Here is a 21,558-nt window from a genome sequence, read left to right as displayed (position 1 = left end):
CGGATCATTGACGGGACAGCGCTCGGGTGATGCCGGTGACGATCGTCGTGACCAGGATCCAGCCCGCCAGCACCAGGCCGTAGGCGACCCACTGAGCGCCGCCGACCGGCTGGAACGCCTTCTCCTGGCCGAAGTCGATCAACGGGAACAGCAGGTCCAGGGCGTACACCACGGCGTTGAACACGGGCCCCTTGCCCGCCTCGGCGGGCGGCGGGCGGTCGAGCGCGAACACCGTGGCCCCCACGACCAGCAGCGCGACGAACCAGGCGGCGGCGCGCAGCGGCCGGTAGCCGTAGCCGACCGTGATGTCCTGCAGCACGCCCCACGCGCGGGCGGGCCTGGGCAGCGTGGCGCGCCGCCGCCGCTGCTTGGCCAGCAGGACCGTGCGGGCGTCCTCGTCGTGCCCGAGCCGCCGATACGTGTTGGCCAGCTGCTCGTACGGCTGCGGCACGTACTCGTCCGAGCCGTCCTCTAGCCAGGCCAGCCGCCGGGCGGCGGGCAGCGTGGGATCCAGTGCCTCGTACGTCAGGCCGTCCTGCCGGCGCGGGGACCAGGTGGCGGGGTCGTCGCGCAGCACCCCGATGCGGGCATGCCGCAGGTCGACGGTGCCTTCGGGGGCCGACTTCGGGCGTAGGTACAGCTCACTGGCCTCTAACTGCCAGGCCGCCAGCGCCCGGCCGCCGGGGTTGGTGAGTGTGGCGTCGTTGAAGTACACGTGCCGGCGGACCTGGGTGCCGATCAGCGTGATCTCGCCGTCGGAGGCGAAGCCGTGCCCGCAGAACAGCCCGCTGCCGATGGTCGCCGCGGCCGCGTCCAGCGTCTTGCCGCCGGGATTGCTCAGGCGGGCGCCGCTGAAGTCGGTGATCGTGCCGATGGTGGCGTCGACCAGCCGTACCACGCCTTCGGACCGGAACCCGTCGACGCAGGACAGCGCGCCGCCGATGGAGACGCCGTCGGCGTCCAGCGCCACCTTGCCCGGAGCGGAGAGGTCGGCGCCGGCCAGGCGCAGAGATCCGGTGACGCGGGCCTGGGACAGGTCGACCCGGCCGCGCGCGGTGAGCCCGCGCGCCTCGATCGTGCCCTCGACCTGGACCTCCTCTGCCTGGAGCGCGTCGCCGCCGGGGTTGTCCAGGTGGGCGCCGGTCAGGTTGAGCTCACGGTCGACGCGGGAGTCCGCCAGCCGTACCGTGCCGGTCGCGGCGAAAGTCCCGCCCAGGTACAGGCCGCCTTCGGCGGTGATCCGCGAGCCGCGTAAGGCCATCTCGCCGGGATGGTCGATGGTGGTGCCGGTCAGGGCGAAGGGCCCGGTCACGCGGGCGTTGCGCAGGCTGATCATCCCGGCGACCGTCATGCACCGGCAGAACACGTTGCCGTCGGCGACGAGCCCGTCCAGCGTCAGGGCATGCCGGTCGGTGGCGGTCAGCCGGGCATCGTCCATGATCAACGTACCGCCGACCTTGACGTTGGACAGCCGCACGTGGCCCTCGGCCCGCAACCCGATGGCGGCGATCCCGCGGTCGGCCTGGAGCCGGTCGCAGTCGATCGCCGGCTCCGGCGCCCGCACCTGGGCGTGGTCGAGCGTCAGGCTGCCCGCGATGTGGGCGCCGCGCAGCTCCACCCGCCCGGTGAACAGGCATCGCTCCAGCCTCAGGTGACCGCCGATCTGGGCGTTCGACGCCGACAGGCCGGGCAGCCGGGACCCGGTGAAGCTCAGCTGCTGGCAGCGGGCCCAGTACAGGCGCGGCACCTGCTCGAAGTCGCAGGAGAGGAACCGCGCCGGGTGGGTGATGGTGGCGTGGGTCAGGTCCAGGAGCTCGGTGACGCGCGCGCCCTTGAGGCGCAGGGCCGAAAACCGCGCCGATTCCTCCCCCTGGGCCGGTAACCGCTTCGTTTCCTCCCGCAGCGCGGGTGATCGCGCTGATTCCTCCCGCAGCAGGAGCTCGGCGATCACTCCGGCGCGGACCGTCCGCTCCGGGCCCCAGCTCGCGCCGGTCGCCGGGGCGTCCTCGTCCGGTTTCCCGGTGCGGAAGTCGACCAGCTCGCCCCGGGGGAACGCCTCCCACACCCGGCGCTCGGCCGCGGACAGCTCCTCGACGCGCATGGCTGAATTCTGCCGCAACGCCAGCTGTCATCGGCTATTTGACGCCGATCGACATCTCCACCTCGGTGCCGATGCACGCGGACGCTCCGGCGGGCGGGCTCAGGGCCGCCACCTTGCCGATCCAGTCGGGTCCCTTGCGGTAACCGACCTTCACCGTGAAGCCGGCCTTCTCCACGGCCGCCTTTCCCGCGTCGATCGGCCAGCCGCGCGCGTCGGGCACGCGGGCGCGGGCCGCGCTCATCACCAGGTCGACCGTACGCGTGCCCGGCCGTAGGACGGCGCGCAGGACGCGACCGGGTGTGCCGCCGATGGAGCAAGTCCGGGGTGAGCTTTCCGGGGGTCAGTCCGGCCTGCTGGAGTCTGGACGCGGCGTCCTTCTGCCGCAACCCGGCCACGACCGGCACCGCCGGGATCGAGTCCTGCCCGAACGGCGCCTTCCCCATGGCCGCGAACGCGATCGTCACCCCCCACGCGAACACGTCGGAGGGGGCGCCTGCGGGCGAGCCCGCGAGCTGCTCCGACGAGATGTACGCGGGCGTGCCCATGATCTGGCTGGTCGCCGTGGCCGTGGTGTCCGCCTCGCGAGCGATGCCGAAATCGATGACGCGCGGGCCGTCGGGACCGATCAGCACGTTTCCCGGCTTGAAGTCGCGATGCACGATGCCGGCCTGGTGGAGGGCGGTCAGGGCGGTGGCGGTCCCGATCGCCAGCCGCTCCAGCGCGCTCCCGATGACGGGTCCCTCCATCGCCACCCTTTCGGCCAAGGAGGGCCCGTCGATGAACTCGCTGATCAAGTACGGCTGACCGCCGAGCATGCCGGCGTCCACCACCTGGGCCGTACAGAATCGGGCCACCTGTTTGGCCAGCGCCACCTCACGCATGAACGTGCGCTGCGCCCGCTCGTCGTCCCACGAGCCGGCGTTCAGCAGCTTCGCCGCGACACGCTGCCCGGCCACCCCAGCCGCTCCAGCCGAGCCTTACGGCCCGTCCGCTTCCGCGAGGTACACCTCGCCCTGGCCACCTCTGTCGATCCGGCCGATCACCCGATAGCCGCCCAGCCGGCGCGGGTCACCCGGACGCAGGGGTTCGATAGCGCGCATCGCTTCCTCCCGAGGAAAGTCACCCCCTATTCGCGTCAGCCCCACACGCGGATGGCGCACGGCACCGGCCATCCCACCTAAAACCCATATTTCCTACCTGTTGTGTTGACTATAAGAGGCTCCGGATCTACGGTGGACAGTGTGACGCCCATGGTTCTCACCATCCGAGGTCACGTGGACTTCTGCCGCGTGGCCAGCGCGCTCTGTCCGTCCTTCCGTTGATCGGCCGACACCCCATCTCCTGGAAGGACCACATCCATGTCAACCCTGCACATCAGCCCCGTAGCGGGCCGCATCGGCGCCCAGGTCAGCGGCGTACGGCTCGGCGGCGACCTGCCCGCCGACGTCGTCGCCGAGATCCGCCTCGCGCTGCTCGCCCACAAGGTGCTCTTCTTCCGCGGCCAGGACCACCTGGACGAGGAGCGGCAGGTCGCCTTCGCCCGGCTGCTGGGCGACCTGACCACCGCGCACCCCACCGTGCCCGCCCTCGACGACAACGCGCACATCCTCGACCTCGACTATCGCAAGGGGCACAAGGTCGACCGCTGGCACACCGACGTCACGTTCGTCGACCGGCCGCCGCTCGCCTCGGTCCTGCGGGCCGTCACCGTTCCCCCGGCGGGCGGTGACACGCTGTGGGCCAACACCGTGGCCGCCTACGAATACCTGCCCGCCGAGCTGCGCGATCTGCTCGACCGGCTGCGGGCCGTACACACCAACCAGTACGACTACGCGCGCATCGCGACGTCGGAGGATCCCGCGCGGACCCGCGAGTACGCCGAGGTCTTCGCCGCCACCGTCTACGAGACCGAGCACCCGGTGGTGCGCGTCCACCCGGAGACGGGCGAGCGGGCCATCCTGCTGGGCGATTTCGCCAAGCGGCTGGCCGGGCTGTCGGCACAGACCTCCGCCTCGATCATCAACCTGATCCAGGAGCAGGTCACCCAGGTGGAGAACACCGTCCGCTGGCGATGGGCGCCCGGCGACGTGGCCATCTGGGACAACCGCGCCACCCAGCACCGTGTCGTGCACGACTTCGGCGACCAGCCGCGCCGCCTGCACCGGGTCACGATCGCGGGCGACGTGCCGGTGGACGTGGACGGACGGACCAGCACGGTGCTGAAGGGGGACGCGACCGCGTACTCACCTGTGGCGGCTTGAGCCCGCCAAGGCAATCAGGCCAGTTCGTCGGCGAGGGCCCGTTCGATGCGCTGCCAGGTCTCTGCGTGGTACGGCGAGTCCTCCTGTGACAGGTAGGCGTGTGGGGCGCCCGCCAAGACGACCATCTCGTGCCTGATCCCGTCGACTCGAAGGCGCTCGGCGATGGCTGTCCGCTGCTCTTCGGGGATCGCGTGGTCGCGGTCGCCGATGATGTACACCAGCTTGCCCTTGATGCCCGGAGTCAGGTCGAGCGTTGGCTCCGGGCTGCTCACCGGGATGTCGGTGCCCGTCAGCCAGCCCCCGTACAGGACCACGGTGATCGGGAAGCCGAGTTGGGTGGCCGCCAGGTACGCCAGGTGGCCGCCCAGGCTCAGGCCCACCATGCCGACCGCGCCGCTCGTGTCATCGCGGGCGGCGAGGTAGTCGACGGCCGCGCGGGTGTCTTCCAGCACTCCCGTGCGGCTCAGCGTCGCGATCAGTTCGAACCCGCGGGCGCGGCCCTCGTCGGTGGGCGGCAGTTCCACTCCCGGGTCGGCGCGGTGGTAGTAGTCGGGGGCCAGCACCACGTACCCCATGCCCGCGATCCGGTCCGCGACCGCGCGCACGTCCTCGGTCAGCCCGAACAGCTGGTGGGCCACGATGACGGCCGGATATACGCCGTCCCCGGCGGGGCAAGCGAGATATCCACCCATGGGACCGTCGCTGGTCCGCACAGTGACGTCCCTGAGGTTCGCGGGTACCGTGCCGGAATCCGCCGCCCTGCTGCTCAGGGCGGACAGGACGGCTTCGGCCACGCCTCGGGCGGAGGCGGGGTTCTGGCCTGTCACCAGGCGGCCGTCGCGGATCACCTGGGGCTGGAAGTCGGGGCCGGGCACGTGCTCGGCGCCCAGCTCGCGCAGGCGGGAGGCGAGCAGGAAGGGGACCACCGTGGTCAGCCCGACGGCCGCCTCCTCGGCATCGGTGAAGGCCGCCACCCGCCGCCCCGCCACCAGCGGCGTGCCGTCGGACAGCGTCACGCCGACCAGTGCGGCCGGGCCGTGGCATACGGCGGCGACGACGCCGCCGTTCTCCCAGATGGTACGAGTCAGAGCGGCCAAGGCAGGGTTGTCGGGGAAGTCCCACATCGTGCCGTGCCCACCGGCGAACAGGATCGCGCTGTACCCGGACGGATCAACATCCTCCGGCCGAGGTGTGTCGCCAAGCGACGGCAAGGCGAGGAAGCGCCGCTGGACGGGGTCGTCCGAGTCCACCCCGTCGCGTGGCGGCTCGCCACCGGCGACGCTCACGAGGTCGACCTCGAAGCCCGCCTCGGTGAAGACCTCCCAGGGATGGGCCGCCTCCGAGACGTAGAAACCCGTGCCCTTGCCGGTGTCGCCCAGTGCGGCGTGGCTGGTCAGTGCGATCAGAATGCGTCTGGTCATGACCCCATGCTCACCCTCGGAGGCCATAGGCCGCCAATAGCCTCGTGGGGGTGCATCCATCAGCAATCTGATAGCGCACGCCGGGTACCGCTCCCGGGCGGCCGAGCCGCAGCCCACCGTGGCGGCGAAGGATCCAGCGACTTTGGTCGGTCTCGGGGGCTGCCAAGGATCGATGTGCCGGGGTGCCCGGCGTCTCTAGCGTCGGGATCATGACACTGACCGAGGCGCCGGGCTCACGGCGCGTGCACGAGATCGACGCCGTGCGGGGGTTCGCGCTGGCGGGCATCCTGGTGGCGAACATCGGGTTCTTCGCCGATCCCGGCTACGCCGTGGGGACGGGCATCATGCCCATCACCGAGGGGCCGGTCGCGTACCTCGTCAGCACGCTGGTGCTGACGAAGTTCTACATCCTGTTCTCCTTCCTGTTCGGCTACTCCTTCACGCTCCAGACGCGCGACGGGGTCAACGTCAAGGCCCGGATGCTGCGGCGCTGCCTCGGTCTCTTCGTGATCGGGATTCTGCACGGGTTCCTGCTGTGGGTGGGCGACATCCTCACGCTGTACGCCACGCTCGGGGTGATCCTGCTGGCGATGCGCGGCATCTCGCCCAGGAAGGCGGTGATCACCGGTTGCGCCATCATCGGCGTCATGTCGGTGATCTGGCTGCTGCTGGCCGGGTTGACCCTGCTCGACCCGGCGGCAGGCACAGTGGCGGTGAGCGACGCGGCGGCCACGGCGCGGGCGGAGGCGCTGGTCACGGGCGGGCCGCTGAGCTTCCTGTCGTTCCAGGTGGAGACGTACCCGGCGGTGGCCGCGATGGTGTGGATCGGGCAGGGGCCGATGGCGATGGCGCTGTTCCTGTTCGGGCTGGCGGCGGGCCGGTCACGGCTGTTCGAGGAACCGGCGCGCTGGGCCCATCTCGTGCCGCGCGTCCAGTGGGTGGGCTTCGGCGTCGGCCTGCCCGCCGCGGTCTTCTTCACCTGGGCGTCGTCCTCATCCGGGGACGGGCTGCAACTGGTCGCGCTGGCGGTGAACAACGTGGCCTCGGTGCTGCTGACCGCCGCCTACGTGGTCACCCTGCTCCAGGTCATCAAACGCATCCCCGCCGCCGGACGGGTGCTGGCACCGGCCGGGCGGGTGGCGGCCTCCAACTACATCGGGCAGTCGGTGCTCTGCTGCCTGATCTTCACCGGCTACGGACTGGCCCTGGCGGGCAGGCTGTCGCCGCTCGCCGTGATGGGCGTGGCCGCGGTGATCTACGCGCTCCTGCTCGGGCTGAGCTGGTGGTGGCTGCGGAGCCATCGTTACGGCCCGATCGAGTACGTCCTTCGCCGCCTCACCGCGGGTCGGGGTTGACACGGATCAGGACCTGGTCTTCTCTGCAACGAAAAGGGCGGATCCGAGGGGGCACGGCATGGCCACGGTTCGACGGTTCACACTCGCCCTCGCTGTCGCCGCCGCGCTGGCCGGGCTGCCCGCCGCGCCCGCCATGGCCCGGGGTCCCGCTCCGGCCGGGCCGGGCGTGGCGTCCCACTTCGGGCTGGCGCGCAAGGACTGCGTCGGTACGGCCGCGGGCCGGGCCTCGAAGGTCTGGTACACGGTCGCGGGCGGCGTGCTGTCCGACGTCTACGAGCCGACCATCGACAACACCAACGTCGAGACGATGCAGTTCGCCGTCACCGACGGCACGACGTTCACCGAGCTGCAGTCCCGCGACACCACCTATAAGGTGACCACCGACCGCTCCGGCATGGCCTGCACGATCACCTCGGCCAGCAAGGCCGGCCGCTACCGCCTGACCACCACCTACCTCACCGATCCGGACAGCGACGCCGTCGTGGTCCGGACCCGGCTCCAGCCGGCCGGACTGCGCCTGTACGTACGGCTGGACGCGAGCGTCAACGGCAACGGAGGCGGCGGCACGCCGAACGGCGGGGCCGACAGCGGCGTGGTGGACGGCCCGACCGGCGCCCCGGTGATCTCCGACCCGAACACCGAGACCTCCGCGCCCGCCCGCGACTACGCCGTACCCACCCATCTGGCGCTGCGCGCGGAGCGGCGGCTGCCCCAGGCCGGCGTCGGCTACGCGGGCACGCCCAGCGACGGCGCCGCGCAACTGGACGCCGGCCACGCATTGACCCCCAGCACCACCGCCCCGGACGGCAACGTGGTCGCCACCGCCCGGCTGCCCCTCGACGGCTCGGGTGCGGTGACCTTCGCGCTCGGCTTCGGCCGTACGGCGAGTGCCGCGTTGCGGACCGCGGGCGAGGCCGCCGCCCGGCCGTTCGAGACCACCCGAGCCCGGTACGAGGCGGGCTGGGCCGCCTACGACGCCGGGCTGCGCAAGCCGCCCGCCTCGCTGGCCGACGCCTACCGCTTGTCCGCCAACGTGCTGAAGGCGAGCGAGGACAAGACCTTCCCCGGAGCCGTCGTCGCCTCGCTGGCCAGCCCGTGGGGCCAGGCGGTCGGCGCGGGCGAGAAGGTCGGCGGCAAGGCGGTCTATTTCGGGTCCTATCGCGAGGTGTTCGCCCGCGACCTGTACGAGGCGTTCACCGGCTTCCTCACCGACGGCGACCTGGCGACCGCCCGCGCCACGGCCCGCTTCCTGCTGGAACGCCAGCAACTGCCCGACGGCCGCCTGCCGCGCAACTCCCTGCTGAACGGCCGGCTCGCCCCCGACTCGGGCGGCGACCAGCTCGACGAGAGCGCGTACCCGATCCTCATGGCCCACCAGGCCGGGATCGGCGCGGCGCTGTGGGAACACGTCCGCGAGGCCGCGGACTTCCTGGTGGCGCACGGGCCCGCGTTCGGCGTCGAGCGCTGGGAGGAGCAGCAGGGCTACTCGCCGTCCACGATCGCGGCCGAGATCGCCGGGCTCGTCGCCGCCGGGGAGATCGCCGCCGGCCGCGACGACCAGGGCCGGGCCAGGCTCTACCGCGCCACGGCCGACCACTTCGCCCGCTCGGCCAAGGGCTGGACGGTCACCACGACCGGCCCGTACGCCCCCCGCTACTTCCTGCGCCTGTCGCGCACCGGCGACCCGGACGCCGCCGCCCCGTACAACCTCGGCAACGGCGGCCCGACGGAGGACCAGCGCCGGGTGGTGGACGCGGGCTTCCTGGAGCTGACCCGGCTGGGCATCCTGCCCGCCACCGACCCCGACGTGCTGGTCAGCCTGCCGGTCGTGGACCGGGTGATCGGGCGTACGACGCCGAACGGCCGGGGCTGGTACCGCTACGGCTCCGACACCGCGGGCACCGAGGACGGCTACGGCGACTGCTACGAGCCCGACCCCACCTCCTGCGCCACGTCCGGGCGGCCCTGGCCCACCGCGAACACCGGCTCGGGCCACCTGTGGCCGGTCCTGTCCGGCGAGCGGGCCGAGCAGGCGTTGCAGACCGGCGACACGCGTACGGCGGCGTCCCTCCTGGCGGCGATGCGGGCCATGTCCTCCGGCACCGGCCTGGTCCCCGAGCAGGCGTGGGAGAACCCGGACCTGGCCGCCTCACCGTACGGCACCGACCCGGCCACCGCCTCGATCGGCTTCCGCGACGGCGAGCCCGCCGGCTCGGCCTCCCCGCTGACCTGGGCCCAAGCCCAGGAGGTGCGGCTGATCCTCTCGCTCGCCTCGGGCCGCCCGGCCGAGCAGCCCGAGGTCGTACGCCGCCGCTACGCCGCCCACGGCATGCCCGGGGCGGCGCCGCTCACCGTCACCGCCCCGGCGGAAGGGAGCACGGCCGCCGGCACGTCGGTCACCGTCGAGGGGACCACCGCGCCCGGCGCGCGGGTCGACATCGCGGCCACGCCCATCGACATCGGCGCCGCCACCAAGGTCGTCTCGGTACGGGCGGGAGCCGACGGCCGCTTCACCGCCCAGGCGCCGGTCTCGTTCGGCGAGGTCGTGCTCACCGTGACGGCCACGACCTCCGACGGCCGCACCGGGTATGCCCGGCGCTCGGTCGTCGGCGACATCACCGGGGCCACGACCGTGCTCGACGTCACCGACCCCGGCGGCGACGACGACGGGCCGGGGACCTACGCCTACCCGACGGCCGCCGACTTCCACGCGGGCGCCTTCGACCTGCGCAGGTTCCAGGTCATCACGGACGCGAGCACCGTCTACCTGCGCGCCGAGATCGCTGACCTCACTCCCACCTTCGGCAGCCAGATCGGCGCCCAGCTGCTCGACGTCTACGTCCAGGACCCGGCCGTGACCGCGCGCTCGACCGATCCGGCGTTCCCGCAGCGCAACTACCGCATCGCCGGACAGGACGCCTGGTCGCAGCGGGTCGAGGCGCAGGGCTTCGCCGCCCCGGTCTGGGTGACGGCCACCGGCGCCGCCCGGTCCGGGGCCGCCGTCCGCGGCTCCGGCACCACCCGCACGATCACGATCGCCCTGCCCAAGGCGGACTTCGGCACGCCGGGGCCCGGCTGGCGGTTCGCGGTCGTGCTCGCCGGCCAGGACGGGTTCAGCGCCGACCAGGCCAGGGGCTTCACCGCCACTCCCCAGCCGTACCAGTTCGGCGTGTGCGCGCCGGGCGGGACCGCTCCCCTGTGCTCCGTCGACCCGGGCGGCGTGCCCAAGGCCGTGGACGTGCTCGTCCCGGCCGGGCAGTCCCAGGCGGACGAACTGAACCCGCTCCTCGGCCCGGTCACGCTGCGGGCGGTTCCGATTCCGCTTCCGTGAGGTGGAGGAGGGGAAGGTTGGGGAACAGGTCGCTGACCAGGAGTGTCGCCGCGCGTAGCGCGGCGAGGACGATGTCGTCGTTCTTGGCCTCGGTGCCCTGAGCGGCGAGCACGGCGCTGTGCACGCTGAGCAGGGCCAGCCGGACGCTGAGCTGATCCTGCAGTGAGGCTCCGGGGCCCAGGATGAGCTGGGCGGCCCGGTTGGTCCGCTCCAGCGGGCTGTCCTCACTCGGCGGCATGACCGCCTTCAGCGCGGTGTGGTTGGCGATGGCGAACCGCATGTTCTTCACCCCCTGCCGGCTGCTCATCGTGAGCCACCGGCTCAGCAGCTCGGCGGCCAGCTCCGGGGAGTGCGGCTGCCCGGCCGCCCAGTCGAGCAGCTCGTCCATCGCGCGCATGTGGTCGGTGAAGAGGCTGCGGATGACGGCCTCTTTGCTGTCGAAGTGGTAGTAGAGCGCCGCCTTGGTGATGCCCAGCTGCTCGGCGATCTCGCGCATGGAGGTGGCGTCATAGCCGTGCTCGGTGAACAGGGCCAGCGCGGCCTCCTGGATCTCGGCCCGCGTCTCGCTGCCCTTGCGCCGCGCGCCCGGTTCCGTCTTGGTCATGGCTCTTCCCTCTTGCTCCTACGCTGTTACACAGCCTATTTGCCTACCGGCCGGTTAGCAAGTACGCTTGCCGACCGACAGGTAAGTTCTATGGATCGACAGGAGCGCACGTAATGGCCAAGGACAGCGCGGACACCGCCTCGGGAGCGGAAGAGCAGGTCGGATTAGGGTTCAGCCACCGCCAGATCATGGTGACCATGAGCGGTCTGGTCGTCGCCATGCTGCTGGCAATGCTGGACAACATGATCGTCGCCCCGGCGATTCCCACGATCGTGGGCGAGCTGGGCGGCCTCGAGCATCTGGCATGGGTGACCACCGGCTATGTCCTGGCCTCCACCGTGGCCACGCCGATCTGGGGCAAGCTCGGCGACCTCTACGGCCGCCGCATCATCTTCACCACCGCTGTGGCGATCTTCCTGCTCGGTTCGGTGCTGTGCGGCGCGTCCCAGGATATGGCCCAGCTGGTCGCCTTCCGCGCCATCCAAGGGCTGGGCGCGGGCGGACTGATGGTCGGCGTGCTGTCGATCATCGGCGAGATGATCCCGCCGCGCGACCGCAGCAAGTACCAGGGCGTGATGATGGCCGTCATGCCGGTCGCGATGATCGGCGGCCCGCTCATCGGCGGTTTCATCACCGACAACCTGAGCTGGCGCTGGGCCTTCTACGTCAACCTGCCGCTCGGCGCGGTCACCCTGGTCCTGTGCTGGATCACCCTGGCCAAGCTGCCCAAGGGCACCGGCAAGGCCGTGATCGACTGGTGGGGCACCGGCCTGCTGACGATCTGGATCACCGCTCTGGTGCTCGTCACCAGCTGGGGCGGCACCCAGTACGAGTGGGGCTCGGGGCAGATCCTCGGGCTGATAGCCCTGGCCGTGGTCGCGTTCGTCGCCTTCATCTTCGTCGAGCGGCGCGTGGCCGAGCCGATCATGCCGCTGCGGGTCTTCAAGAGCCTCAACTTCTCGCTGTCCGGCGCGGTCGCCTTCATCTCGGGCTTCGCGATGTTCGGCGCGATGGGCTTCCTGCCGCAGTTCCAGCAGTTCGTCCAGGGCTCCTCGGCCACCAACAGCGGCCTGCTGCTGATGCCGATGATGATCGCCTCGATGGCCGTCAGCCTGGCCGCCGGCCAGCTGATCAGCAAGACCGGGCACTACAAGTCGGTGCCGATCGTCGGCGCCGTCCTGGTCACCATCGGCCTGGCGCTGTTCGCCACCATGGACGTCGCCACCTCCACCACGGTGACCGCCCTCTACATGGTGGTCCTCGGCGCCGGCATGGGCGGGCTGATGCAGACCAGCACCCTGATCGCGCAGAACAGCCTCGCGCTGCGTGACATGGGCGCGGGCACCGGCGTGTCGACCTTCCTCCGCAACATGGGCAGCTCGCTCGGAGTCTCGCTGCTCGGTGCCGTCTACACCAGTCACCTGACCGACACCCTCACCGGCACTCCCGCCGTCGCCGCGCAGGCCGCCTCGATGACCCCGCAGCTACTGCGCCGCCTGCCCGAGGCGGTCCAGAACCTGTTCCAGCAGGCGGTCACCAACGGCATCACCGCGCTGTTCACCTGGGGCGCGGTCGTGGCCGCCATCGGCATCGTGGCCGCCCTGTTCATCCGCCAGGTCCCGCTGCGCGGCGCCGCCACGCCGCAGGCGGCCCAGGCCAAGGCCGAGGCCGACGCGGTCGCCATGAGCGGCTGAGTCCGCACGGGCCGGGGGTCACCCCCGGCCGCGCCAGGGTGCGGTTCCGGTCACGCCGGAACCGCACCCTTACGGTTTTGTAGAGCCGATCAAGGAAGCGGCTGCCGGAGGCGTCGTAGACCGAGCGGGTGGACAGCAGGTCCACCCGCTCGTCGGAGCTGTAGGCGGTGATGGCCAGCTCGGCGAGCCGGTTGTCGGTCGTCGGCCGCTGCGACAGCTCCCTGTTCGCCGCGGTGAGGACCCATGTCGCGTGCCCGAACCGGTCATAGTCGGTGGCGGACAGGTGCCCGCCAGGGGCCAGTACGTTGATCGCCCGGCCCGACTCGTCCAAGGACGTCACGGTGGGGCGGGTAGTGGAGTTCGGCGGGTGGATCGCCGTGGCCGTCACGGGCGCCACCGTCTGTCCCCAGGCCGCGGTAGTCGTGGCCGTCAGGTCGGCCGGGCCGCCGGCCGCCTTGCTGAGCGGCACCCGTACACGATGGTGGTCTTGGCCTCGCCCGCGATCTGGTCGGCGGTGCCGGGCTTGAGCGTGGGGCGGGTGACGGACTTCAGGCGGCCGTCGGCGTCGTAGCCGAAGGTCCACGGCAGCTCTCCCGATGGGGTGAGCGTCGTGACGCGGCCCGCGCCGTCATAGCCGTAGGTGGTCTTCAGCGCGGGGGTGATCCTCGGGTCCCAGGTCTCGGACAGGCGTCCGGCGCCGTCGTAGGCGTACTGGGTGACTACGGCTCCCGGAAGGACACGGTGCTGAGGCGGCCGTCCGTGCCGTAGCCGAAGTCGATCGTGTGGCCGGATCGGGTGAGCGACTTCGGCCGGTCCTGGTCATAGGCGTACTCGGTGGGCAGATACCGCTCGCCCTGCTTGGCGAACGTGGTCGTCTGCCCCCGGGAGCCGCTCAGCGTGTACGTGCCGGTGAGCGTCAGGTCCTCCCAGCCGGGGTTCCGGGACGTGGCGGTCCGGGTCAGTGTCAGGCCGAACGGGCCGCCCGCGGTCGTCTGGAGGCGGTAGTCGCCGGTCAGCAGGTTCACCGTGCCCGGCCCGACCTCGCTGGTCGCCGCCTCGGTGGCGCGGCGGTCAACGACGATCTCGGCGGACGCCGACGCCACCGGGCCCGCCGTCCCGGCGACGAGCGCGCGTACCTGCACCGCGGCGTCGCCGAGCTGGGCTCCGGCGTCCCAGACCAGGCCGGACACCCCGTTGGGCGCGGCCACGGGCCAGGCGGTCAGGGGCTTGCCGTCGGCGGCGAGCACGTTCGCCACGGGGAGGTCGGCCCACTCGTCGGTGTCGGCCCGCCGGTACCGGAAGGTCGCCTGGGTGAAGCCGAAGCCGGTCACCGCGAGCGGGACCTTGCCGGTGCTCCGCAGGCCGTCCTTCGGCGCGGCGAGCGTGGCCACGGCCGCGCCCGAGCCCACGTTGAAGGCGTACGCGGTGGCCGGCGAGGCGTTCCCGGCCTTGTCCAGGGTGTACACGGTGAGCGTGTGGGCACCGACGGCGGCCGGGGTCAACTTGACGGAGACAGCCGCGCCGGTACTGAGCACCTTCGTGACCGCCGCGCTGTCGAGCCGGTAGGCGAGCCAGCCGGTGTCGGCGTTCGCGGGCTTGAGCGCGAAGGTGCCTGCTTTCCCGGCGTCGCCGTGCCAGCCTCCGTCGGCCGGGTAGTCGGCCGAGGTGACCGACGGGGTGGGCGGCGCGACGGTGTCCACGGCGAACGTGGCCGTCTGGTACGCCTTCGACGTGAGCGAGCCGTCGTTGGCCCACGACCGGATCGGACGGTAAACGTTTCCTGTCATCGGATGTCCCGTCACGGAACGCGATGGAACGCCCTGTTTTGGAGAACTCATAGGAAGGGACGTCTCTATGATCAGATCCAGCCGCCCGCGCGGCGTTGGCTTCGTCCTGGCATGGACGCTGGCCGTCCTCGTGGCGGCCGCCGTCGCCGCCGCGCTCACGCTGTTGCCGGCGAGCACCGCGTCGGCCTCGGCGCCCCTGCCCGAGCCGTCGACCTTCATCTCGACTCCCCCGGGCGGAGGCGACGTCCTGCTCGTCCTCGACTACTTCGACGAGAACGACAAGCTCGTCGGCCAGTTCTGGAGGGGCTGCGGCCAGCCCTCCGGAGGCTGGGGTGTACGCCAGGGGATCCTGCGCATCTTCACTCCGCCCTGCGGGCCGTAATCACGACGGGCCGTAATCACGACGGGCCGGGCACCGAAGACGGTGCCCGGCCCTGGTCGTGCCTGCCTCAGCGCTCGACGGCGAACCGCCGGGCGAGCGGCGTTCAGCCCATGGCGGCCAGGCCGTGCACCACGGTGCTGGTCAGCGTGCCGATCTCGGCGATGCCGATGGTCACGGTGTCGCCGTCGCGCAGCGTGAACGGCAGGTCGGGCACCAGGCTGGTGCCGGTCGAGAGCACGGCCCCGTCGGGGAAGGCGTCGGCACGGAACAGGTAGCCGGCCAGATCGCCCAGGCGCCGGTGCAGCTCAGAGGTGGACGCCTTGCCGTCCCACACCGTCTCCCCCGCCCTGGCGATGGTCAGCGTGATGTCCAGCGCATACGGGTCGGCCACCTCCCAGACGGGCCTGATCGCCGGGCCGACCGCGCAGGCGCCCAGGTAGATCTTGGCCTGCGGCAGGTACAGCGGGTTGACCCCTTCGATCGTCCGAGAGCTCACGTCGTCGACCACCGTGTAGCCCGCGATCTCGCCCGCGGAGTTCAGCACCAGGCCCAGCTCCGGCTCCGGCACGTCGATCTCCGAGTCGGCGCGCACGGCGATCCGGCCGCCGTCGCCCGACACCTTCCAGGCCACCGACTTGAAGAACAGCTCGGGCCGTTCAGCGTCGTAGACGAGCTCGTACACGTCGGCCGCCCGCTCGCTCTCGCTCACCCGCGCCTCGCGCGAGCGCCGGTAGGTGACGCCCGCGGCCCACACCTCCATCAGCCCGTCCACGGGCGCGAGCCGGCGGACGGACGCGGACGGGTGCCGCGGGCCGGCCGCGGCGGCGCACCGCTCGCGCAGCTCCGCGACGGGCAGGCGGAGCAGCTCTCCGACGGTGGTGACCCCGTCCAGCTGCGTCACCTGGTCGCCGTCGTCGACGCCGACCGCGTCCGCGCTGGTCAGCGGGCTGACAAACCGTACGATGTGCATAACACTCCCAGCTTCATCAGATGAAGTCCGAACTTCATCAGATGAAAGTCTATGAAAAAACCGACCGTCCCGATACTGTGCCAAACATCCGAATACGGAGGAAACCGTGGCAACTGATCCTTACCCGGACACGGCTCGGCATGCTCACGTCGTGCACGCCCTGGGTGCCCGGATCGTCGACGGTTCGCTGGTGCCCGGCACGCCCATCCCGATCGAGGAGCAGCTGGTCAACGAGCTCGGCGTGGGCCGCTCGGCCGTACGGGAAGGCGTGAAGGTGCTGGCCGGCAAGGGCCTGCTGGAGACCAGGAGGAGCGCCGGGACCCGGGTCCGGCCGCGCGAGTCCTGGAGCCTGCTCGACGCCGACGTGCTGAGCTGGCGGTTCGGGCCCGACGCCCAGCCCGGGGACATCCGGGTGCTGGCCGACCTGCGCGTCGCGCTGGAGCCCGGGGCGGCCCGGGTGGCGGCCGAGCGGGCGGACGCGGCGGCCATCCAGCGCATCGACGAGGCCCTGGCCGCGCTGCACGCCACGGCCGACGACCCCGACCCGTTCATCGGCGCCGACCTGGCCTTCCACCGGGCCGTGTTCGGCGCCGCCGACAACGACCTGCTGCTCTACATCTACGACATGATCAGCATCGCCCTGCGCTCGGTACGGCAGGTGCACACCCGATCGGTCGCGCACAACAAGGAAACGCTGCCCAACCATGAGCGCGTAGCCGTGGCGATCCGGCGCCGCCATCACCGCAAGGCCGAGGAGGCCATGCGCGAGGTGGTCGAGGTCGCCCGCGCCGACGCGCTCCACTGCTGAGGGAATCCATGGACGTCCTGCTCGACGTGGCCGGCCCGGTGGCCGTCATCACCCTGAACAGACCCGCCAAACTCAACGCCATCACCCCCGGGATGGCCGGCGCGCTGCGCGCCTGCCTCGACCGCGTGGACGCCGACCCCGCCATCCGGGCGGCCGTGCTCACCGGCGCCGGGGAGCGCTCCTTCTGCGTGGGCAGCGACATCCGCGAGCTCGACGCGTACGCCACACCGTGGGAGTTCCGCAACCGCGGCGACTACGGCGACGCGGTCCGCGCCCTGCGCAAGCCGATCGTCGCCGCCGTCAACGGCTACGCCTACGGCGGCGGCCTGGAGCTGGCCATGGCCTGCGACATCCGGCTGGCGGCCACCACCGCGACGTTCGCCGCGCCCGAGATCAAGCTCGGCTGGATCGGCGGCAGCGGCCAGTCCGCCCTGCTCGCCCACGCCGTCGGGCCCGGCAACGCGGCCACCATGCTGCTCACCGGCGACCCGATCGACGCCGCGCGGGCCAAGGACTGGGGGCTGGTCACCGAGGTGCTGCCCCCTGACGAGCTGCTGCCGGCCGTACGAGAGCTGGCCGGGAAGATCGCCGCCCGGCCGCCGATCGCCGCCCAGACGGCCAAGGCCAACCTCAAGGCGGCGTACACCATGCCGCTCGACCAGGCCATCCAGTACGAGCGCGACCTGCAGACCGTCTGCATGGCCACCGCCGACGCGGCCGAGGGCCGGGCCGCGTTCGCCGCCCGCCGCGAGCCGGTCTTCGAGGGGCGCTGATGGGCGTCCTCGACGGCTACCGCGTGGTCGACCTGTCCATCGCCATGGCGGGCCCGCTGGCCGCCATGCGCCTGGGCGACCTGGGCGCGGACGTGATCAAGGTGGAGCCGGTGACCGGCGAGTGGCAGCGCCACGCCCCCGCGGGCGGCGCCACAGGCAACCAGGTCAACGCCTCGTTCCTGTCCCTCAACCGCAACAAGCGCAGCCTGGCCGTGAACCTCAAGTCGGACGAGGGCCGCGACATCGTCCACCGGCTCGCCGCGACGGCGGATGTGTTCCTGCAGAACTACCGGCCCGGCGTCGCCGAACGCCTCGGCATGGACCACGACACCATCAGCGGGCTCAATCCGCGCGTCGTCTACGTCTCCATGTCCGGGTACGGCGAGAGCGGCCCGTACGTGACACGGCCGGGACAGGACCTGCTGCTCCAGGCCATGAGCGGCGCCATGCTCAGCACCGGCCGCGACGGCGACCCCCCGGCCCCCGCGGGCACCTACGCGATCGACGCGATCACCGCCTACAGCGCCTTCGAGGGCGCCCTGGCCGCGCTGCTGCACCGCGAGCGCACCGGCGAGGGCCAGCGGGTGAGCGTCAACATGCTGGACGCGGCCATCGCCGTGCAGATGCAGGAGCTGTCGGTCTTCACCGTCGGCGGGGTCCCGCAGCGGCGCGGGCGCGAGCCGCACGGCCACACCTACATCCGCGCGCCGTACGGGGTGTTCGCCACCAAGGACGGCTACCTCGCACTCGGCATGCCCCGGCTCGACGGGCTGGCCGTCGCGCTCGACCTGCCCGAGCTGGCCGGCATGGACGGCCACACCCAGCGCGACGAGATCACCTCGACCGTCGCCCGGCGGCTGCCCGAACGCACGACCGCCGAGTGGCTGGACATCTGCGCCCGCCACGACCTGTGGGCGGGCCCGGTGTACGGCTACGCGGAGCTGGTGGCCGACCCGCAGGTCCGGCACAACGGCTCATTCGTCACCTACGACCACCGCACCGAGGGCACGGTCACCACCCCCGGCTTCCCGTACGGCCTCAGCGCCGCCCCGCCCCAGGTACGCAGGGGCGCGCCGCTGGTGGGCGAGCACACCGCGGAGATACTCGGCGAGCTGGGCTACCCGGCCGAGCACGCCGCCGAGCTGGTGGAGAAGGGCGTGCTGGCGTGCGCGGACTGACCTGGGACCACCCCCGCGGCCACGCCCCGCTCGACGAGCTCACCCGTCTCGACCTGGCCGGGCCGAACCCGTACGGGGACGTGCCCGAGCCGATCGAGTGGGACCGTCAGCCGCTCGAAGGCTTCGAGTCCGAGCCGATCGCCACGCTCTGCCAGTCGTACGACGTGCTGGTGATCGACCATCCGGGGCTGGGCGCCGCGCTGGACTCGCTGGTGCCGATGGACGAGCTGTTCTCGCCGGATGAGCTGGCCGATTTCCGCGCCCGCACCGTCGGCCGCTCGTATGAGAGCTACCACCTGGACGGGCGCCAGTGGGCGCTGCCGCTCGACGCGGCCACCCAGGTGTCCGCCGCCTGGCCGGGCACGCACATTCCGGAGACCTGGCCCGAGACGGTGGAGTTCGCGCGCAAAGGCGGGCGGCTGGCGCTGTGCCTGGGCGGGCCGCACGCCTTCCTCATGTTCTGCGCGCTGTGCTCGGGCGACTTCCTCGACCGCGAGGCCGGGCTGCGGGCGCTGGAGCTCATGGCCGAGCTGCTCGCGCTGGCCGACCCCGAGGTCTCGCTCCGCAACCCGATCGGCGTCCTCGACGCGATGGCGGCGGGCGGGCCGGACCTCTGCCCGCTGGTGTACGGGTACGCCACCTACCCGCTGGCCTTCGCCGACGCCCCCTCCTGGCCCGGCCAGGGGCCGGGGAGCGTGCTCGGGGGCACCGGTCTGGCGGTCTCCAGGAGCCGGGTGCACGACGACAGGGCCAAGGACGCCGTACGAGCGCACCTGCGCCGGTTGCTGTCGGAGCCGGTGCAGACCGGGCTGTTCCCCGCCACCGGCGGCCAGCCCGCCGCCCGCTCCGCCTGGGACGCCTCGGGCTTCTACCGCGACACCCGCGACACCGTGGAGGCGGCCTGGATCCGGCCGCGCTTCCCCGGCTACATCGGCAAGCAGGAGCGGACCTCCGCCCTGCTCCGCGACGGGCTGACCGCCCGCAGACCGGCCAGAGACCTGCTCGACGACCTGCACAGGGAGTGGACATGACCACGGCGCTGGTAACCGGCGCGGCCGGCGCGCTCGGCCAGGCGATCGTCCGCCGCCTGACGGCCGACGGCCACCAGGTGGCGGCGCTCGACCTCAACGCCGGCTCACTCGACGGCGCGCTCAACCTGGCGGCCGACCTGCGCGACCCGGCCGCCGTCGAGGACGCCTTCGCCCGGACGGCCGCCGCGCTCGGGCCGGTCGGCGTCCTGGTCAACAACGCGGCCATCTACCCCAGCAGGCCCTTCCTGGAGGTGCCGCTGGCCGAGTACGACGACGTGCACGCGGTCAACCAGCGCGCCTACTGGCTGGCGGCCCAGCACGCGGCCAGGCAGATGACCTCGCTGGGCGTCGGCGCGATCATCAACATCGCGTCGATCACCATGCACGGCGGCTGGCCCGACCTGGCCGCCTACGTCGCCACCAAGGGCGCCGCCACCGCCCTGACCAGGGCCCTGGCCCGCGAGCTCGGGCCGCGCGAGATCCGCGTCAACTGCGTCTCGCCCGGCGCGTTCCCCACGGCCGCCGAGGAGATCCATCCCGATCCCGAGGCGTACAACCGGTTCGTCCTCGAACGGCAGGCGCTCCAGCGGCGCGGCCGGCCGGAGGAGCTGGCCGCCGTGGTGTCCTTCCTGGCCGGCTCCGACGCGTCCTTCGTCACCGGCCAGACCATCGAAGTCAACGGAGGGTGGGTGATGGCATGACGCCGACCCGCAGGCAACTGGCGGAGCTCACCGGCGACCCGGCCGCGGCCGGCGGGGTGCGCCTGGTGACACTCGGCGACGGCGCCGAACGCGGCATCCGGACCCTGGAGTTCCGCACCGGCTCGGGGCTGGCCTTCGACGTGCTGATCGACCGGTGCATGGACATCGGCGCGGCCGAGCACGCCGGGCGGTCCTTCGGCTGGCGCTCCCCCACCGGTTTCCGCCATCCGGGGCTGCACGAGAACGCCGACGAGGACGGCCTGTCCTGGCTGCGCTCCTTCTCGGGGCTCATGGTCACGGCCGGCCTCGACCACACCCTGTTCGGCGGCGAGGTCCCCGCCGATACCTACCGCTACCCGCCCCGCCAGTCCGTACGGCACGGCCTGCACGGCCGCGCGGGCAACCTGCCCGCCCGGCTGAGCGGCTACGGCGAGCGCTGGGACGGCGACCGCTGCGTCCTGTGGGCCGAGGGAGAGGTACGGCAGGCGGCGGTGTTCGGCGAGAACCTGACCCTGACCCGCCGCATCGAGGCCGACCTGGGCGGGGACGAGATCCGGCTGACCGACACCGTGACCAACGCCGGGTTCGAGCCGACGCCGCACATGTTCCTCTACCACATCAACCTCGGCTGGCCGCTGCTCGACGAGGGCGCCCGGTTCGAGGCGGACATCCGCGAGACCCTGTGGCAGAGCGACAGCGTCGCCGAGCAGGGGGCCGACCACCTCACGCTGCCGGGCCCGGTGCCGGGCTTCGTGGAGCAGGTGTACGAGCACGCGTTGAACCCCGGCGCCGAGGGCCTGCACCGGGTCGCGGTGGTCAACGACCGGCTGGGCATGGCGGTCAGTGTGGAGTTTCGGGCGGCGCAGTTCCCGTGCTTCTTCGAGTGGCTGAACCTGCGCTCCGGCAATTACGCGATCGGCCTGGAGCCGTCCACCCACCACGTGGGCGGCGACGCGGCGGCCCGGGAGGACGGCAGCATGATCTGGCTGGGGGCTCAGGAGTCGCGCACTTACCAGACCACGTTCAGGGTCGAGACGGTCTGAGTTTTACCGAGGACCCGGCCCGCACCTGACTTTCGGTGCGGACCCGGGTCCTCCGCTTTTTCCGCCGATAATTCACGAATTATCGGTTAAATCAGACGTACTTGGATTTTTGAATAGC

Annotated in this window: 19 protein-coding genes and 1 pseudogene; 11 read left to right on the top strand and 9 right to left on the bottom strand. The window is 72.0% G+C overall.

Going from position 1 to position 21,558, the window contains the following annotated elements:
* Positions 1 to 4 precede the first annotated feature (4 nt).
* The 4 genes and pseudogenes from LDL49_RS11345 to LDL49_RS56840 all read right to left on the bottom strand — a co-directional run bounded on the left by LDL49_RS11345 (position 5) and on the right by LDL49_RS56840 (position 3,201).
* Positions 5 to 2,101: a translocation/assembly module TamB domain-containing protein gene (locus tag LDL49_RS11345; RefSeq protein WP_225290930.1), complete on the bottom strand. Its 2,097-nt coding sequence runs from the start codon at positions 2,099 to 2,101 to the stop codon at positions 5 to 7.
* Positions 2,102 to 2,135: 34 nt separating this feature from the next.
* Positions 2,136 to 2,345 carry a hypothetical protein gene (locus LDL49_RS11340; RefSeq protein ID WP_225291027.1) on the bottom strand — a complete coding sequence of 70 codons (210 nt, stop codon included), beginning with the start codon at positions 2,343 to 2,345 and terminating at the stop codon, positions 2,136 to 2,138.
* 229 nt (positions 2,346 to 2,574) lie between these two features.
* Positions 2,575 to 3,057 (bottom strand): annotated as a pseudogene (locus tag LDL49_RS59125) (serine/threonine-protein kinase); the annotation flags it as partial.
* A 21-nt stretch (positions 3,058 to 3,078) separates the two neighbouring features.
* A complete protein-coding gene (locus tag LDL49_RS56840; RefSeq protein ID WP_263654869.1) occupies positions 3,079 to 3,201 on the bottom strand; it encodes a hypothetical protein in 123 nt (40 codons plus the stop codon).
* A gap of 258 nt (positions 3,202 to 3,459) precedes the next feature.
* Between LDL49_RS56840 and LDL49_RS11330 the strand changes: the two genes are divergently transcribed.
* Positions 3,460 to 4,362 carry a TauD/TfdA dioxygenase family protein gene (locus tag LDL49_RS11330; protein WP_225290929.1) on the top strand — a complete coding sequence of 301 codons (903 nt, stop codon included), beginning with the start codon at positions 3,460 to 3,462 and terminating at the stop codon, positions 4,360 to 4,362.
* A 14-nt stretch (positions 4,363 to 4,376) separates the two neighbouring features.
* Here the strand turns inward: LDL49_RS11330 and LDL49_RS11325 are convergent, their stop codons facing one another.
* Complete coding sequence (locus tag LDL49_RS11325) at positions 4,377 to 5,783, bottom strand: dienelactone hydrolase family protein (protein WP_225290928.1); 1,407 nt, start codon at positions 5,781 to 5,783, stop codon at positions 4,377 to 4,379.
* A 209-nt stretch (positions 5,784 to 5,992) separates the two neighbouring features.
* Here LDL49_RS11325 and LDL49_RS11320 point away from each other — a divergent pair, with 209 nt between their 5' ends.
* Positions 5,993 to 7,138 carry a DUF418 domain-containing protein gene (locus LDL49_RS11320; RefSeq protein ID WP_225290927.1) on the top strand — a complete coding sequence of 382 codons (1,146 nt, stop codon included), beginning with the start codon at positions 5,993 to 5,995 and terminating at the stop codon, positions 7,136 to 7,138.
* A gap of 58 nt (positions 7,139 to 7,196) precedes the next feature.
* Positions 7,197 to 10,469: a glucodextranase DOMON-like domain-containing protein gene (locus tag LDL49_RS11315; RefSeq protein WP_225290926.1), complete on the top strand. Its 3,273-nt coding sequence runs from the start codon at positions 7,197 to 7,199 to the stop codon at positions 10,467 to 10,469.
* Here LDL49_RS11315 and LDL49_RS11310 read toward each other — a convergent pair.
* The gene (locus LDL49_RS11310; RefSeq protein ID WP_225290925.1) at positions 10,435 to 11,073 is read right to left on the bottom strand and encodes a TetR/AcrR family transcriptional regulator; all 639 of its coding nucleotides are present in this window, start codon (positions 11,071 to 11,073) and stop codon (positions 10,435 to 10,437) included. The two genes, LDL49_RS11315 and LDL49_RS11310, sit on opposite strands and share 35 nt — an antisense overlap.
* A gap of 113 nt (positions 11,074 to 11,186) precedes the next feature.
* Between LDL49_RS11310 and LDL49_RS11305 the strand changes: the two genes are divergently transcribed.
* Positions 11,187 to 12,767: an MDR family MFS transporter gene (locus LDL49_RS11305; protein WP_225290924.1), complete on the top strand. Its 1,581-nt coding sequence runs from the start codon at positions 11,187 to 11,189 to the stop codon at positions 12,765 to 12,767.
* On the opposite strand, the gene LDL49_RS11300 is transcribed toward LDL49_RS11305, so the two are convergent.
* Together LDL49_RS11300 and LDL49_RS11290 are read right to left on the bottom strand one after the other, a co-directional pair.
* Complete coding sequence (locus LDL49_RS11300) at positions 12,679 to 13,236, bottom strand: hypothetical protein (RefSeq protein WP_225290923.1); 558 nt, start codon at positions 13,234 to 13,236, stop codon at positions 12,679 to 12,681. The two genes, LDL49_RS11305 and LDL49_RS11300, sit on opposite strands and share 89 nt — an antisense overlap.
* 250 nt (positions 13,237 to 13,486) lie before the next feature.
* Entirely contained in the window at positions 13,487 to 14,554 is a 1,068-nt protein-coding gene (locus LDL49_RS11290; protein WP_225290922.1) for a hypothetical protein, read from the bottom strand.
* 67 nt (positions 14,555 to 14,621) lie between these two features.
* Between LDL49_RS11290 and LDL49_RS11285 the strand changes: the two genes are divergently transcribed.
* Complete coding sequence (locus tag LDL49_RS11285) at positions 14,622 to 14,936, top strand: DUF6289 family protein (protein WP_225290921.1); 315 nt, start codon at positions 14,622 to 14,624, stop codon at positions 14,934 to 14,936.
* A gap of 103 nt (positions 14,937 to 15,039) precedes the next feature.
* Here LDL49_RS11285 and LDL49_RS11280 read toward each other — a convergent pair whose 3' ends face one another.
* A complete protein-coding gene (locus tag LDL49_RS11280) occupies positions 15,040 to 15,906 on the bottom strand; it encodes a fumarylacetoacetate hydrolase family protein (protein WP_225290920.1) in 867 nt (288 codons plus the stop codon).
* 106 nt (positions 15,907 to 16,012) lie between these two features.
* Between LDL49_RS11280 and LDL49_RS58315 the strand changes: the two genes are divergently transcribed.
* From LDL49_RS58315 to LDL49_RS11250, 6 genes are read left to right on the top strand one after another with little or no spacing between them, the layout of a single operon-like run.
* Positions 16,013 to 16,714, top strand: a complete 702-nt coding sequence (locus tag LDL49_RS58315) for a FadR/GntR family transcriptional regulator (protein WP_225290919.1) — start codon at positions 16,013 to 16,015, stop codon at positions 16,712 to 16,714.
* Positions 16,715 to 16,722: 8 nt separating this feature from the next.
* On the top strand, positions 16,723 to 17,487 hold the full coding sequence (locus LDL49_RS11270) for an enoyl-CoA hydratase/isomerase family protein (protein WP_225290918.1): 765 nt from the start codon (positions 16,723 to 16,725) through the stop codon (positions 17,485 to 17,487).
* Positions 17,487 to 18,665 carry a CaiB/BaiF CoA transferase family protein gene (locus LDL49_RS11265; protein WP_225290917.1) on the top strand — a complete coding sequence of 393 codons (1,179 nt, stop codon included), beginning with the start codon at positions 17,487 to 17,489 and terminating at the stop codon, positions 18,663 to 18,665. The genes LDL49_RS11270 and LDL49_RS11265 overlap by 1 nt, the downstream gene beginning before the upstream one ends.
* Entirely contained in the window at positions 18,653 to 19,696 is a 1,044-nt protein-coding gene (locus LDL49_RS11260) for a type 2 periplasmic-binding domain-containing protein (protein WP_225290916.1), read from the top strand. Before LDL49_RS11265 ends, LDL49_RS11260 begins: the two co-directional genes overlap by 13 nt.
* The gene (locus tag LDL49_RS11255) at positions 19,693 to 20,397 is read left to right on the top strand and encodes an SDR family NAD(P)-dependent oxidoreductase (protein WP_225290915.1); all 705 of its coding nucleotides are present in this window, start codon (positions 19,693 to 19,695) and stop codon (positions 20,395 to 20,397) included. Before LDL49_RS11260 ends, LDL49_RS11255 begins: the two co-directional genes overlap by 4 nt.
* Positions 20,394 to 21,440, top strand: coding sequence for an aldose 1-epimerase family protein (locus LDL49_RS11250; protein ID WP_225290914.1), 1,047 nt, complete (start codon positions 20,394 to 20,396; stop codon positions 21,438 to 21,440). Before LDL49_RS11255 ends, LDL49_RS11250 begins: the two co-directional genes overlap by 4 nt.
* Positions 21,441 to 21,558: the final 118 nt, after the last annotated feature.

Source organism: Nonomuraea aurantiaca, assembly GCF_020215705.1.
Classification (GTDB): Bacteria; Actinomycetota; Actinomycetes; order Streptosporangiales; family Streptosporangiaceae; genus Nonomuraea; species Nonomuraea aurantiaca.
This window is presented reverse-complemented; position numbering and strand designations above follow the sequence as displayed.

Excerpts from the sequence above, each read along its gene's own strand:
- LDL49_RS11345 (WP_225290930.1), bottom strand. The coding sequence starts at position 2,101 with ATGCGCGTCGAGGAGCTGTCCGCGGCCGAGCGCCGGGTGTGGGAGGCG.
- LDL49_RS56840 (WP_263654869.1), bottom strand. The coding sequence starts at position 3,201 with ATGCGCGCTATCGAACCCCTGCGTCCGGGTGACCCGCGCCGGCTGGGC.
- LDL49_RS11330 (WP_225290929.1), top strand. The coding sequence starts at position 3,460 with ATGTCAACCCTGCACATCAGCCCCGTAGCGGGCCGCATCGGCGCCCAG.
- LDL49_RS11325 (WP_225290928.1), bottom strand. The coding sequence starts at position 5,783 with ATGACCAGACGCATTCTGATCGCACTGACCAGCCACGCCGCACTGGGC.
- LDL49_RS11320 (WP_225290927.1), top strand. The coding sequence starts at position 5,993 with ATGACACTGACCGAGGCGCCGGGCTCACGGCGCGTGCACGAGATCGAC.
- LDL49_RS11315 (WP_225290926.1), top strand. The coding sequence starts at position 7,197 with ATGGCCACGGTTCGACGGTTCACACTCGCCCTCGCTGTCGCCGCCGCG.
- LDL49_RS11310 (WP_225290925.1), bottom strand. The coding sequence starts at position 11,073 with ATGACCAAGACGGAACCGGGCGCGCGGCGCAAGGGCAGCGAGACGCGG.
- LDL49_RS11305 (WP_225290924.1), top strand. The coding sequence starts at position 11,187 with ATGGCCAAGGACAGCGCGGACACCGCCTCGGGAGCGGAAGAGCAGGTC.
- LDL49_RS11290 (WP_225290922.1), bottom strand. The coding sequence starts at position 14,554 with ATGACAGGAAACGTTTACCGTCCGATCCGGTCGTGGGCCAACGACGGC.
- LDL49_RS11285 (WP_225290921.1), top strand. The coding sequence starts at position 14,622 with ATGATCAGATCCAGCCGCCCGCGCGGCGTTGGCTTCGTCCTGGCATGG.
- LDL49_RS11280 (WP_225290920.1), bottom strand. The coding sequence starts at position 15,906 with ATGCACATCGTACGGTTTGTCAGCCCGCTGACCAGCGCGGACGCGGTC.
- LDL49_RS11270 (WP_225290918.1), top strand. The coding sequence starts at position 16,723 with ATGGACGTCCTGCTCGACGTGGCCGGCCCGGTGGCCGTCATCACCCTG.
- LDL49_RS11265 (WP_225290917.1), top strand. The coding sequence starts at position 17,487 with ATGGGCGTCCTCGACGGCTACCGCGTGGTCGACCTGTCCATCGCCATG.
- LDL49_RS11255 (WP_225290915.1), top strand. The coding sequence starts at position 19,693 with ATGACCACGGCGCTGGTAACCGGCGCGGCCGGCGCGCTCGGCCAGGCG.
- LDL49_RS11250 (WP_225290914.1), top strand. The coding sequence starts at position 20,394 with ATGACGCCGACCCGCAGGCAACTGGCGGAGCTCACCGGCGACCCGGCC.